A 12,914-nucleotide genomic window follows, 5' to 3' on the forward strand; every position below is an offset into this window, starting at 1 on the left:
GCTACGGGTATGAGCGCCACTTGTCCGCGAGATGATGTCCTTTCATATGCCATCTAAAACCCATTGGGTTAGAATGCGCTTCTTTTCTGCCCCCGATCCTTGAGGACCGCCATGTTCAGCCGTGATTTGACTATTGCCAAGTACGACGCCGATCTCTTTGCCGCCATGGAGCAAGAAGCTCAGCGCCAGGAAGAGCACATTGAGCTGATCGCTTCGGAAAACTACACCAGCCCCGCCGTGATGGAGGCTCAAGGTTCGGTTCTGACCAACAAGTACGCCGAAGGTTATCCGGGCAAGCGTTACTACGGCGGTTGCGAATTCGTCGATATCGTTGAACAGTTGGCCATCGACCGCGCCAAGGAACTGTTTGGCGCCGATTACGCCAACGTCCAGCCACACGCCGGCTCCCAAGCCAACAGCGCGGTGTACCTGGCCCTGCTGCAAGGCGGCGACACCATCCTGGGCATGAGCCTGGCCCACGGCGGTCACCTGACCCACGGCGCCAGTGTTTCCTCCTCCGGCAAGCTGTACAACGCCGTTCAATACGGTATCGATGCCAACGGCCTGATCGACTACGACGAAGTCGAGCGCCTGGCAGTCGAGCACAAGCCAAAAATGATCGTGGCCGGTTTCTCTGCCTACTCGCAGATCCTGGATTTCCCACGTTTCCGTGAAATCGCTGACAAGGTTGGCGCCTATCTCTTTGTTGACATGGCCCACGTTGCGGGGCTGGTCGCCGCTGGCGTCTACCCGAACCCGGTACCATTCGCTGACGTGGTCACCACCACCACCCACAAGACCCTGCGCGGTCCACGTGGCGGCCTGATCCTGGCTCGCGCCAACGCCGAGATCGAAAAGAAGCTGAACTCCGCGGTATTCCCGGGTGCCCAGGGTGGCCCGCTGGAGCACGTGATCGCCGCTAAAGCGATCTGCTTCAAGGAAGCCCTGCAACCTGAGTTCAAGACCTACCAGCAACAAGTGGTGAAAAACGCCAAGGCCATGGCTGGCGTGTTCATCGAGCGCGGTTTTGATGTGGTGTCCGGCGGTACTGAAAACCACCTGTTCCTGCTGTCGCTGATCAAGCAGGACATCTCCGGTAAAGACGCTGACGCCGCCCTGGGCAAGGCATTCATTACCGTCAACAAGAACTCGGTACCAAACGACCCACGCTCGCCGTTCGTCACCTCGGGCCTGCGCTTCGGTACCCCGGCCGTGACCACTCGTGGCTTCAAAGAGGCTGACTGCAAGGAACTGGCTGGCTGGATCTGCGACATCCTGGCAGACCTTTCCAACGAAGCGGTGATCGATGCCGTTCGTGAAAAGGTCAAGGCCATCTGCAAAAAGCTGCCGGTATACGGCGCCTGATTGCAGTTGCTTGCATAAAAGCATCAGGGCATTGCGATGTTTTATACAGCGCAATGCCTCGCAACTCCCGAGCGCTGACGGCAACGTCGGCGCTTTTTTCATTACGTGAAGCGGCCTACGACTCTTGCTGCCTCACCACTCTCGCCTGTTGCAACGCGACAATCTGCTCAGGGCTATAGTCCATCTCACGCAACAACTCAACGGTATGGCTTCCCAATTCCGGGACGTTCAGTCGTGCACCGAAGCGCTGGCCATCCATTTGCAGTGGCAACATCGGCACCTTCACTGCTTCGCCATCGGCCAGGGTGAGGTCGACCATGCCGCCCGACTCGTTGAGGTGGCGATCCTCAAACAGATCTTCAGGCCGCTGGATCGGCGAAAACGGCAGCCCCGCCGCCTCACAACGCGCCATCACTTCGGCTTTACCCAGTTGCCCCAGGCGTTCGATGACCAATGGCAGAATCCGTTCGCGAGCCTGCACCCGCTGATTGTTCTGAGCCAAATCAGGGTCGACCGCCCATTCGGCAAACTCGAAGGCCGAGCAAAAGGCCTGCCATTGACCGTCGCTGACCACGCCTAAAAACACCTGTTCATCATCAGCCGTGGCGAACACATCATAGATCGCCCAGGCCGACAGACGATTGGGCATAGGCGCCGCAGCCTTACCGGTGACGACTTTCTGCATCATGTGCTGGGCCACCAGAAAGGCCGAGTTTTCAAACAGCCCCGTCTGCACAAACTGGCCTGCCCCAGTGGAGTTGCGCTGGTACAAGGCGGCAAGAATCGAGATGGCACTGAACATCCCGCCCATCACATCATTCACCGAGGCCCCGGCGCGTAGCGGCCTACCCACCGGGCCGGTCATGTAGGCCAGGCCGGTCATCATCTGCACCACCTCGTCCAGGGCGGTGCGTTGATCGTAAGGGCCCGGCAAAAAGCCCTTCATGGAACTGTAGATAATCGATGGTTTGAGCGCCTTGACGTGCTCGTAGCCCAAGCCGAGCTTTTCCATGGCGCCGGGGCGAAAATTCTCGGTCACGACATCGGCACTGGCAATCAGCTTAAGTACTGCGGCCATACCCTCCGGGGTCTTCATGTCGACCGCAAAGCTTTTTTTATTGCGGTTATACGTCATCCAGTAGCCTGCGCCCGAGCCCTTCAGGCGCCGGGTGTTGTCACCGGCCGGTGCCGGCTCGACCTTGATCACCTCGGCGCCCAGATCCGCCAGCACCAAGCCACAGCTGGGGCCCATGACCATGTGGACGAACTCGATGACGCGGATACCGGCCAGGGGCAAAGGTTTTTCCGAGGGCTGCAACATATTCAAAGATCCTTTGCGTAATGGAAGTTCTTGCCGACACCGGCATCGGGAATAAACCCGTACAGCGGCTCTCCCGGCAAACCCTGCTGCAGCCACTCACGGGCGGCCACCAGGCGGTCGATGTCGATACCGGTGCGCAGGCCCATGGACTCCAGCAGGTAGACCAGGTCCTCGGTGACGATATTTCCCGAGGCCCCTGGTGCATACGGGCAGCCGCCAATACCGCCTTGGGAAGCATCGATGGTGGTAACCCCGACATCCAAGGCGGCAACCACATTGGCCAAGCCCTGGCCGCGGGTATTGTGAAAGTGCGCACTGCCAGCCACGGTGCCCAGCTCATTGCGCAAGCGGCTGAACAGCTGGCGCACCTGGGTCGGATTGGCGTAACCAACGGTGTCGGCCAGCCCCACTTCATCAACCCCCAGTCCAGCCATGACCAACGCCAGGCGAATCACCTCATCGGCCGGCACCACGCCCTGGATCGTGCAGCCGAACACAGTCGAGAGCCCCGCCTCCACTTGCACATGGGGGTAGTGCTGATTGCGCAGGGCGATCACCCCGCGCACCTCTTCGATCACTTGTGCGTGGGTCTTGCGAATGTTCGCCAGCGAGTGCGGTTCGCTCACCGACACCGGCACGGTGATTTTCTGTACTCCGGCCTCGAAAGCCGCCTGCGCACCCTTGAGGTTGGGTACCAGGGCCGTGACAAATAGCCCCGGCAAGGTCCGCCCATGGGCGACCAGTTGCGCCGCGTCGGCCATCTGCGGCAGCAACTTGGCCGGCACGAACGAGCCGATTTCGATCTCACGCAGGCCGGCACCGGCCAGTGCCGAAATCCAGGCCGTCTTGAGCGCGGTTGGCATCGTCGCCTTGACGCTTTGCAAGCCATCGCGGGGACCGACTTCGCTGATCAATATGTCGATATCGTGGTTGTCATGCATCAGGTTCACCTCGGTAGTTGGGGCACTGGCCACAGCCGATCAATGCAGCACGGCCAGCGCGCCGATCAACAGCGATGTGATGAACATCACCCCCACCGTGCCCACTGACCACTTCAGGGAAATACGCTGGTTATTCGCGTAATCGACGTCCAGCAAACCGCACAATAGATAAGTCGACGCCACCAGAGGGCTGAGAATGTGCACTGGCTGCCCGATCAGGCCGGCGACAGCCATCTCCATCGGGCCGATGCCGTAGTGGCTGGCGGTGTCAGCGAGAATCGGCAGAATGCCGAAGTAAAATGCATCGTTGGTCAGCACGTAGGTACCAGGCATGCTGATCAGCGCAGTGATCAACGACATGTACTGCCCGGCCCATTGCGGAATGATGTAGATCAGGCTTTCGGAAATCGCCTTGATCATGCCGGTGCCGGTCATGATGCCGACAAAGATCCCAGCAGCGAAAATCAGCAGCGACACCAACATGACATTGTCGGCGTGGCGGGCGATCAACGCTTTTTGCTCTTCGATCTTCGGGAAGTTGACCACCGCACCCAGGCCAAATGCCAACATGAACAGAATCGCCAGGGGCAATACGCTCATCACCATGCAGGCAATTAGAGTGACGGTCAGCACCGCGTTGAATGCAAAGCGCCAGTCCCCCGGCTTGGCCTCCTTGAAGTGATCCATGCCCTCGCCTTCGCGCAGCTCGACCACCCCCAACCGGCGCTTCTCCATGCGTCCCAGCAAAAACGCAACGAATAGCACCCAGGCCAGGGCTGCGAGCATCATCGGCAGCATTTCCATGAACAGGTCGGCGACATCCACGTGCATGGCGCTGGCGGCGCGCGAGAAGGGGCCGGCCCAGGGGAGCATGTTCATCACCCCGTTACTCAGCAGCAGTACTGTGGCCATGACCTGCAGGCGGATTCCGGTGCGCCGGTACAGCGGCAACAGTGCCGCAGTGGTGATGATGTAGGTGGTTGCGCCATCACCGTCCAGGCCCACACAGATGCCAAGAATGGCACTGCCGATGACGATTTTTTGCGGGTCGCCCTGGACCACCTTGAGGATCATCTTGACCAGCGGATTGAACAGCCCGGCATCGGTCATCATGGAGAAGTAGAGGATCGCAAACGTCAGCATGATCCCGGTTGGCGCGAGCATTTTCACGCCGTCGATCATCATCGGGCCGAGGCCGCTGGCGAAGCCGCCGATGCAGGCGAAAACCACCGGCACCAACATCAGCGCCACCAACGGCGAGAGGCGACGGCTCATGACCAGGTACATGAAACAGGTGATCATCGTATAGCTGAGGATAGTCAGCATGGGTTCCCTCTTTTTCTTGTTTTATTTGGGTGACTCTCTGACCGGTGCACAGCCACTACCCTCAAGTGATGGACGCACGCACCGGTCGAAAAGGAAGTCAGTAATGCGTGGTCAAACCGGTAGGCCCTTGCCTCGCAATAGCGCGTCAAAGCGCTCCGGGTCGGCGGTACCGAGGCGATTGGTCTCGCGGATGGCGGCTTCCCGCTCAAGGTGCGCGAGGGCTTTGGGCAGCAGTTGCGCGACATCGGCCTGGGGCACCGCGAGCACGCCGTCAGCATCGCCGAGCATCAAGTCGCCGGGCATCACGCAGAGCCCGGCGCAGGCAATGGGTACGTTGATTTCACCGGGGCCGTCCTTGCTTGGCCCACGGTGGGTGTGCCCAGCGGCAAAGACCGGGAGGATGCCCTCAGCCAGCTCTTCCAGATCGCGGACTGCGCCGTCGATGATGATGCCGCCGAGTTTCACCCGCAGGGCGGTGGTTCTGACCAACCCGCCGATCACCGCCTGGCTAAGGTCGCCGGCACCGTCGATGACCAACACGTCGCCCGGCTGCACCATCATCAGTGCCTTGTGCACCATCAGGTTGTCGCCAGGGCGCACACGCAAGGTGAACGCCGGGCCGCAGAGTTTTAGCCCCAGGTCACCATGATAGATATGCAGGCCGCGGGCGCCGATGCTGCGGCCCAGGCAGTCGCCCGCCACCGCCACCGGGATGCAGCGAAAGGCCTCGATCAATTGGCGACTGACGCCGTTTTGGCGCGGGTTGATCCGGTAGCCAGTGGGCCAGTCGTTGAGAACAGGGGCAGTCATAAGGCTTCTCCAGTCAGAGGAAAAAAAACATCCGGGTTGACACACGACGAGCGCGAAATGGGCTTGCTGCTTAAAAAATCCAGGACGTTGCTGGCGGCATCTCGTGCCATCGCGTTCAAGGCCGCTGGCGTAGAACCCCCGACGTGTGGGGTCAACACGATGTTGGCCAGGCCAGGCAACGGGCTATTGGCCGGCAGCGGCTCGATGGCCATGGTGTCGAGACCGGCGGCGTACAACCCGCCCGTGCTCAAGGCCTGCACCAGCGCCGCCTCATCGACCACTTCGCCGCGCGCGGTGTTGATCAGCACGGCGTTGGCCGGTAGCAGCGCCAGTTCGGCAGCGCCGATCAGGCCGCGAGTCTGCGCGGTGAGCGGCACGTGCAGGCTCAGCACGTCGCTGGCGCGCAGCAATGCCTCAAGGGATGGCAGGCGTTCGGCACCGTCAAGGTCGCTGTCGTCGTGCAGAAACGGGTCGTAGACGCGCACGCTCATGCCCAGGGCCTGGCACACCGTCGACACCTTGCGCGCCACCTGGCCGAAACCCAGCAGGCCCAAGGTGCGACCACGCAACTCAAGGCCGTCCTGGGCCCGCGACCAGCGCCCGTCACGGATCTCGCGGTCCATCCAGCAGACCTTGCGAGCGGCGGCGAACATCAGTGCCAGCGTCATCTCGCACACCGATTGCGCATTGGCTCCCGGCGTCACGTACACCGGAATGCGCCGCGCAGTGGCTGCAGTGACATCGATATTACTGACGCCCACACCGTGCTTGCAGATGACTTTGAGGGTTGGGCAACTGGCGATGGCCTTTTCGCTGAGCTCGAAGGTGCGGGAGATGACTGCATCAATTGGCTGGGTCGTCAGCAGCCGCTCGATGTCGGCAACTTCCTGGCCTTTTCTGACGAAGAGCACACGGCAGTCGTGCTGCTGAAGAAGGTCCAGGCCCGCAGGCGCCAGGCGCTCGGCGGTCACAAGGATGGTGTAGGCCATGATCGATGCCTTGTTCTCATTGTTGGCGTTGGGATGAGCTGCGTGCTCAACCGCTATGCCAACCATGGTCAACCCAAGCCTCGTATAAATCTATTTCCGGTTTTTTATCAAACTATGAATTTAATTTATAGTTTATGCCGCAGCGACATAACGCTGAGGCGTTGGGTAACACTTGGAGGGATTCAGCTGGGATCGGCGTGATCGGAAAACAGCGCTGCGCCTTCGCGCTTGAGCAGCTCAACCACAAAGACGGTGGGTGGCGAAACATACGCTTCGCGGCGCATCACCACGCCAAAACTGCGGCGCATGGTGGTTTCGGGCAGTGGTACTTCGCGCAAGGTGGCGCCGATTTTCCCCACCCCCAGATTGTGCCGGGAGATGAAGCTCAGGAGCGGCGTATGAGCGATCAAACGCGGCATCATGTTGATCGAGTTGGTCTGGATCTGAGTTCGCGGCGGGTCCAGGCGATGATTGAAAAAGGCGTTGTCCAGCCAGCGCCGGGTAGCCACGGTCGGCGCCGCCAAGACCCAGCGCCAGGCACAGAGGTCGGCCATGCAGATGTCCTGCTCAAACAGCACATGGTCGGCGCTGGCGACCACTACCACTTCGTCCTGGAGCAATGCGAAGGTCTCGAACTGTGCCACGTCCACTGCCGACAACGGGCAGATCAGCAGATCAAGCTGGCCAGTGCGCAAGGCATTCAGGAGTATGTCGTTTTGCCCGGTGACCAGCTCCAGAGTCAACTCGGGCACGGTATCCAGCAGCAGTGACACCAGGCTCGGCAACAGGTATTCGGCAGCGGTTGGCCCACAGCCCAGGCGCACGTTACCGACGATGCCTTTGGCGAAGTCCTGGATCTCGCGGCGGGTTTCCTGCACGCCCTGGCGCAGGTGGCGGGCGCGCATCAACAGCAATTCGCCGGCAGGCGTCAGGCGCATGCGCCGGCCCTCGCGCAGAAACAATGCAGTGCCCAGGTTTTCCTCCAGGCGCTGGATGCTTTTTGACAGCGCCGGCTGAGTGCGATGGAGCTTTTCACCGGCACGGCCGAGGTTACCCAGTTCGGCGATCGTTTCGAAGTAGTAAAGGTCTCGCAGGTCCATCGGGGGGTTCCATGGCGCAGCTAGAGGATTAGCTGGAGGATGATCTATCCTCCAGACATTCGCCAACCCTACTGGCCCGGCCTGACGAACTTCAACCTGCCCGAGTCGCCAATTGCTGTGTTATGCGGGCTGACATTTCAAGTCAGGGTTGGTAGACCCGCGCAAATCCTGCGCGAATCTTTTCTTCCGGCAACTCGTCAGCAATAAACACAATCACACTTTCCCGCGCCTCGCCTTCGGCCCATTCGGTGTCCCAGTCGAAACCGTAGAGTTTCAACACCCCCTGGAACACCATGCGCCGATCTTCGCCAGCAATGTTCAACACGCCCTTGTAGCGCAACAGTTGCTTGCCATGGTCTTCCAGCAGTTCGTTCATGAACTCGCTGAGGCGGTCGATATCCAGCGCTTGGTCGGTACGCAGCACCAGGCTGGAAATCCGGTCGATGGAAGGGGCCTGGCTCACCGGGCGCAGGCTCATGCCCGCGTTGAGGTTAAAGCCGCGCACGTCCAGCAATTCGGCCAGATCAATCTTGCCGTGTTCTACCACACGGATCGGCGCACGGCGGTTGATGCGGGTCAGGCGTTCGCTCAAGGCCGTAAAGGTAGTGTCGTCCACCAGGTCGCGCTTGCTCACCAGCAGGCGGTCGGCAAAGCCGATTTGTGCCTGGGCGATGGTCTGGGTCAGGTGGTGTTCAGCGTGGGCGGCGTCTACCAGGGTGATGATGCCGTCGAGGATGTAGCGCTCGCGCAGTTCTTCATCGATAAAAAACGTCTGGGCCACCGGGGCTGGGTCGGCCAGGCCGGTGCACTCGATCACCAGGCGGTCGAAGGCGATTTCACCGCTGTCGAGGCGTTCCAGCAGCAGGTACAGCGCCTTGGTCAGGTCGGTGTGGATGGTGCAGCACACGCAGCCGTTGGACAAGGTCATGACTTGTACCGGTTCGGTGCCCAGCAGTTGGGTATCGATGCCGGCGTCGCTGAATTCATTTTCGATCACGGCGATTTTCAAGCCGTGTTCGGCCTTGAGCAGGTGGCGCAGCAAGGTGGTCTTGCCAGCGCCAAGGAAGCCGCTGAGGACGGTAACGGGAATGGGAGAGGACAAAAGCGGTTCTCCTTGAAAATAGGCATGCAAAAACAACTGTAGGAGCGAGCTTGCTCGCGAAAAACCCTCGGACGCCGCGTTCATGCTCAATGCACGCGGTGTCCTTAAGTTCTTCGCGAGCAAGCTCGCTCCTACAGAGGGTTTACCAACTTAACAGCACTTGGGCCCACCCTTGCCGCCGTAACGGGCTTCCTGGCGTTCCCGGAAGAACGCTTCGTAGTCCATCATCGGCTTGTCGGGGTGCTTGGTTTGCATATGCTCGACGTAGTTGTCGTAGTCGGGCATGCCGACCATCAGGCGCGCGGCCTGACCGAGGTATTTACCGAGGCGACTCAGGTCATTGAACATGGTTGCATCCCTCTATCACGCATCCGGCATCGCCTGGAACGGGGCTTCTTTATCCGTACGTTCCTTTTTGCCCCAGGCGGCAATGCCGACCTTGAGCGCATAGAACAGGATGCTGAATACCACGAACAGGAACAGCGCCGTCAGCGTTGCGTTGGTGTAGGCATTCCAGATCACGTGTTGCATCTGGTCGATGTTCTTGGCCGGGGCCAGGATCTGGCCGTTGGCCAGGGCATCGCTGTATTTCTTCGCAAGCGACAGGAAGCCAATCGCCGGGTTGGCGTCGAACAGCTTGATGAGGCCGGCAGCGGTGGTACAGATCAGCAACCAGACAGCTGGCAGCATGGTCACCCAGATATAGCGCTGGCGTTTCATTTTGATCAGCACAACGGTGGCGAGCATCAGCGCAATACCGGCCAGCATCTGGTTGGAGATACCGAACAGCGGCCACAAGGTGTTGATGCCGCCCAGTGGGTCGATCACGCCCTGATACAGCAGGTAACCCCACATCGCCACGCAACCTGCGGTGGCAATCAGGTTGGCGGTCCAGGATTCAGTGCGCTTCAACGCCGGAACAAAGGAGCCCAGCAAGTCCTGCAACATGAACCTACCGGCACGGGTACCGGCGTCGACTGCCGTCAGGATGAACAGCGCTTCGAACAGGATCGCAAAGTGGTACCAGAACGCCATGGTGTTTTCACCCGGCAGGACACTGTGCAGGATCTGCGCAATACCCACCGCCAGGGTCGGCGCGCCACCGGCACGGGCCAGGATAGTGGTTTCACCGATGTCGTTGGCTACCGCCTGCAACGCTTCAGGTGTAATGGCAAAGCCCCAACTGCTGACGGTTTGCGCCACAGTCACCACGTCACTGCCGACAATCGCTGCCGGGCTGTTCATGGCGAAGTACACACCAGGCTCGATCACCGAAGCGGCAACCATCGCCATGATGGCCACGAACGATTCCATCAGCATGCCGCCGTAGCCGATATAGCGGGCGTGGCCCTCATTGGCCAGCAACTTGGGCGTGGTGCCCGAGGAGATCAGCGCATGGAAACCGGATACCGCGCCACAGGCGATGGTGATGAACAGGAACGGGAACAAACCACCTTTCCAAACCGGGCCGGTGCCATCGATAAACTGGGTCAACGCCGGCATTTTCAGGTCGGGCATGGTGACCAGGATGCCAATCGCCAAGGCGATGATGGTACCGATCTTCAGGAACGTAGAGAGGTAGTCACGTGGGGCGAGAATCAGCCATACCGGCAACACGGCGGCGACAAAGCCATAGCCGATCAACATCCAGGTAATCTGGATCCCGGTAAAGGTGAAGGCCTTGGCCCAGACCGGATCAGCGGCAATCTGCCCGCCCAACCAGATCGAACCCAGCAGCAGCAATACGCCGATGATGGAGATTTCACCGATGCGGCCCGGGCGGATGTAGCGCATATAGATGCCCATGAACATCGCGATCGGGATGGTCGCCATTACCGTGAAGATACCCCACGGGCTTTCAGCCAGGGCCTTGACCACGATCAGCGCCAGCACCGCGAGGATGATGATCATGATCAGGAAGCAGCCAAACAGAGCGATGGTCCCGGGAATGCGGCCCATTTCTTCGCGGACCATATCCCCCAGGGAACGGCCGTTGCGACGAGTGGACAGGAACAGGACCATGAAGTCCTGTACCGCACCGGCCAGCACCACACCGGCAATCAGCCACAGGGTACCGGGCAGATAGCCCATCTGCGCCGCCAATACCGGCCCGACCAGAGGCCCGGCACCGGCAATCGCCGCGAAATGGTGACCGAAAAGAATGTGTTTGTTGGTCGGTACAAAGTCCAGACCATCGTTATTGACCACTGCGGGGGTGGCCCGCCGTGGGTCGATTTGCATCACGTGATTGGCGATGAACAGACTGTAGTAACGGTACGCAACCAGATAAATGGCCACTGCCGCGACCACGATCCACAATGCGTTGATTGCCTCGCCGCGGCGCAAAGCCACTACGCCCAAGGCGCACGCGCCTACAATTGCCAGCAGCAGCCAGGGTAAATGGCGTAGCAGGCTATTATTATTTTTCATTTTTATATTCCAGCCAGGGTGGACAGAAGGACAGCCATTGCGAGTTTAGCGTTACTGGCCCTAAAGGCCAGCCCCCTACGTTGGTCTAGAGCCTCTCTGAGGCGAAAAAACTACCCAATAATGGCGCTGAGCCACAATCCCTTTCCCCACCAGGGCCAGGTACTACTCGAAGAGTGCATCCAACGCCTGCTCCAACCGAGTCACCGCAATCACCTGCAACCCCGGCGGCGACTCCTTCGGCGCATTACCCTTGGGCACGATGGCGCGTTTGAAACCGTGCTTGGCCGCTTCTTTCAAGCGCTCCTGGCCGCTGGGCACCGGACGCACTTCGCCGGACAGGCCAACTTCGCCAAACACCAACAAGTCATGGGGTAACGGCCGGTTGCGCAGGCTGGACATCACGGCGGCCATCAAGGCCAGGTCGGACGCGGTTTCCAGCACCTTGACCCCGCCCACCACGTTGAGGAACACATCCTGGTCATGGGTAGGAATTCCGCCATGCCGGTGCAGGACTGCCAGCAGCATGGCCAGACGGTTCTGATCCAGGCCCAAGGTTACCCGGCGCGGGTTGGCCAGGTGACTGTCGTCCACCAATGCCTGAACTTCCACCAGCATCGGCCGAGTGCCTTCCCACGTCGCCATCACCACACTGCCCGGGACCTCTTCCTGGGCGCGGGTAAGAAAAATCGCCGACGGGTTGGAGACCTCTTTCAAGCCCCGGTCAGTCATGGCGAACACGCCCAGTTCGTTGACCGCACCAAAGCGGTTCTTCACCGCCCGCAGCAAACGCAAGCGACCGTCGGACTCACCTTCGAAATACAGCACAGTGTCGACCATATGCTCCAACACCCGCGGCCCGGCCAGCGCGCCTTCTTTGGTCACGTGGCCTACCAGGAAAATCGCCGTACCGCTCTGTTTCGCATAACGCACCAGCAACGCTGCACTTTCCCGCACCTGGGACACGCCACCGGGTGCCGATTGCAGTTGTTCGGTGAAAATCGTCTGGATCGAGTCGATCACCATGACCTTGGGTTTTTCCAGGCGAGCCGTGGCGATGATGCTTTCGATGCAGGTTTCGGTCATGACCCGCAGTTGGTCCTGGGGCAACCCCAGGCGACGGGCGCGCATGGCCACTTGTTGTTGGGATTCTTCACCCGTGACGTACAACGCCGGCATGCGGCTGGCAATGCTGCACAGGGTTTGCAGGAGGATGGTCGACTTGCCGATGCCAGGGTCGCCGCCGATCAGCACCACAGAGCCATCCACCAGGCCACCGCCCAACACCCGGTCCAGCTCACCGGAAGCGGTGGAGAAACGCGGAATCTCTTCGACGCTGACTTCGGCCAGGGTCTTGATCTGCGTCTGTTGCCCAGTCCAACCCGAGCGACCGCTGGGCGCGACGGCACCACCGCTTTCGATCATGGTTTCGGTGAGGGTGTTCCACGCACCGCATTCGCTGCACTGGCCGGCCCACTTGGGAAAGGTCGCGCCGCACTCCGTGCAGCCGTACATGCGCTTGGCCTTTGCCAT

General features: G+C 60.3%; 11 protein-coding genes. 1 reads left to right on the forward strand and 10 read right to left on the reverse strand.

The window, feature by feature from the left end:
- The first annotated feature begins 111 nt into the window (after nt 1-111).
- Nucleotides 112-1,365 (forward strand): serine hydroxymethyltransferase, encoded by a 1,254-nt coding sequence (glyA, locus tag GIR22_RS20020; RefSeq protein ID WP_154745003.1) that lies wholly within the window; start codon nt 112-114, stop codon nt 1,363-1,365.
- A 115-nt stretch (nt 1,366-1,480) separates the two neighbouring features.
- Here the strand turns inward: glyA and GIR22_RS20025 are convergent, their stop codons facing one another.
- The 10 genes from GIR22_RS20025 to radA form a co-directional block, all read right to left on the reverse strand.
- The gene (locus GIR22_RS20025; protein WP_154745004.1) at nt 1,481-2,686 is read right to left on the reverse strand and encodes a CaiB/BaiF CoA transferase family protein; all 1,206 of its coding nucleotides are present in this window, start codon (nt 2,684-2,686) and stop codon (nt 1,481-1,483) included.
- Between the two features lie 2 nt (nt 2,687-2,688).
- Nucleotides 2,689-3,627: a hydroxymethylglutaryl-CoA lyase gene (locus GIR22_RS20030; protein WP_154745005.1), complete on the reverse strand. Its 939-nt coding sequence runs from the start codon at nt 3,625-3,627 to the stop codon at nt 2,689-2,691.
- Nucleotides 3,628-3,666: 39 nt separating this feature from the next.
- Entirely contained in the window at nt 3,667-4,953 is a 1,287-nt protein-coding gene (locus GIR22_RS20035) for a CitMHS family transporter (RefSeq protein ID WP_154745006.1), read from the reverse strand.
- 111 nt (nt 4,954-5,064) lie between these two features.
- Nucleotides 5,065-5,763, reverse strand: a complete 699-nt coding sequence (locus tag GIR22_RS20040; protein ID WP_154745007.1) for an RraA family protein — start codon at nt 5,761-5,763, stop codon at nt 5,065-5,067.
- Complete coding sequence (locus GIR22_RS20045; protein WP_246208450.1) at nt 5,760-6,818, reverse strand: hydroxyacid dehydrogenase; 1,059 nt, start codon at nt 6,816-6,818, stop codon at nt 5,760-5,762. The genes GIR22_RS20040 and GIR22_RS20045 overlap by 4 nt, the downstream gene beginning before the upstream one ends.
- 116 nt (nt 6,819-6,934) lie before the next feature.
- A complete protein-coding gene (locus tag GIR22_RS20050) occupies nt 6,935-7,852 on the reverse strand; it encodes a LysR family transcriptional regulator (RefSeq protein WP_154745008.1) in 918 nt (305 codons plus the stop codon).
- A 142-nt stretch (nt 7,853-7,994) separates the two neighbouring features.
- A complete protein-coding gene (gene yjiA / locus GIR22_RS20055; protein ID WP_154745009.1) occupies nt 7,995-8,954 on the reverse strand; it encodes a GTPase in 960 nt (319 codons plus the stop codon).
- A 150-nt stretch (nt 8,955-9,104) separates the two neighbouring features.
- Nucleotides 9,105-9,302 carry a YbdD/YjiX family protein gene (locus tag GIR22_RS20060; protein WP_003182142.1) on the reverse strand — a complete coding sequence of 66 codons (198 nt, stop codon included), beginning with the start codon at nt 9,300-9,302 and terminating at the stop codon, nt 9,105-9,107.
- Between the two features lie 15 nt (nt 9,303-9,317).
- Nucleotides 9,318-11,384 carry a carbon starvation CstA family protein gene (locus GIR22_RS20065; RefSeq protein WP_154745010.1) on the reverse strand — a complete coding sequence of 689 codons (2,067 nt, stop codon included), beginning with the start codon at nt 11,382-11,384 and terminating at the stop codon, nt 9,318-9,320.
- 162 nt (nt 11,385-11,546) lie between these two features.
- A complete protein-coding gene (radA, locus tag GIR22_RS20070) occupies nt 11,547-12,914 on the reverse strand; it encodes a DNA repair protein RadA (RefSeq protein ID WP_154745011.1) in 1,368 nt (455 codons plus the stop codon).

The sequence above is a fragment of the Pseudomonas karstica genome, assembly GCF_009707515.1.
In the GTDB taxonomy this organism is placed as follows: Bacteria; Pseudomonadota; Gammaproteobacteria; order Pseudomonadales; family Pseudomonadaceae; genus Aquipseudomonas; species Aquipseudomonas karstica.

Excerpts from the sequence above, each read along its gene's own strand:
- GIR22_RS20040 (WP_154745007.1), bottom strand. The coding sequence starts at position 5,763 with ATGACTGCCCCTGTTCTCAACGACTGGCCCACTGGCTACCGGATCAAC.
- GIR22_RS20025 (WP_154745004.1), bottom strand. The coding sequence starts at position 2,686 with ATGTTGCAGCCCTCGGAAAAACCTTTGCCCCTGGCCGGTATCCGCGTC.
- GIR22_RS20035 (WP_154745006.1), bottom strand. The coding sequence starts at position 4,953 with ATGCTGACTATCCTCAGCTATACGATGATCACCTGTTTCATGTACCTG.
- GIR22_RS20045 (WP_246208450.1), bottom strand. The coding sequence starts at position 6,818 with ATGGTTGGCATAGCGGTTGAGCACGCAGCTCATCCCAACGCCAACAAT.
- GIR22_RS20065 (WP_154745010.1), bottom strand. The coding sequence starts at position 11,384 with ATGAAAAATAATAATAGCCTGCTACGCCATTTACCCTGGCTGCTGCTG.
- GIR22_RS20030 (WP_154745005.1), bottom strand. The coding sequence starts at position 3,627 with ATGCATGACAACCACGATATCGACATATTGATCAGCGAAGTCGGTCCC.
- GIR22_RS20060 (WP_003182142.1), bottom strand. The coding sequence starts at position 9,302 with ATGTTCAATGACCTGAGTCGCCTCGGTAAATACCTCGGTCAGGCCGCG.
- glyA (WP_154745003.1), top strand. The coding sequence starts at position 112 with ATGTTCAGCCGTGATTTGACTATTGCCAAGTACGACGCCGATCTCTTT.
- radA (WP_154745011.1), bottom strand. The coding sequence starts at position 12,914 with ATGGCAAAGGCCAAGCGCATGTACGGCTGCACGGAGTGCGGCGCGACC.
- GIR22_RS20050 (WP_154745008.1), bottom strand. The coding sequence starts at position 7,852 with ATGGACCTGCGAGACCTTTACTACTTCGAAACGATCGCCGAACTGGGT.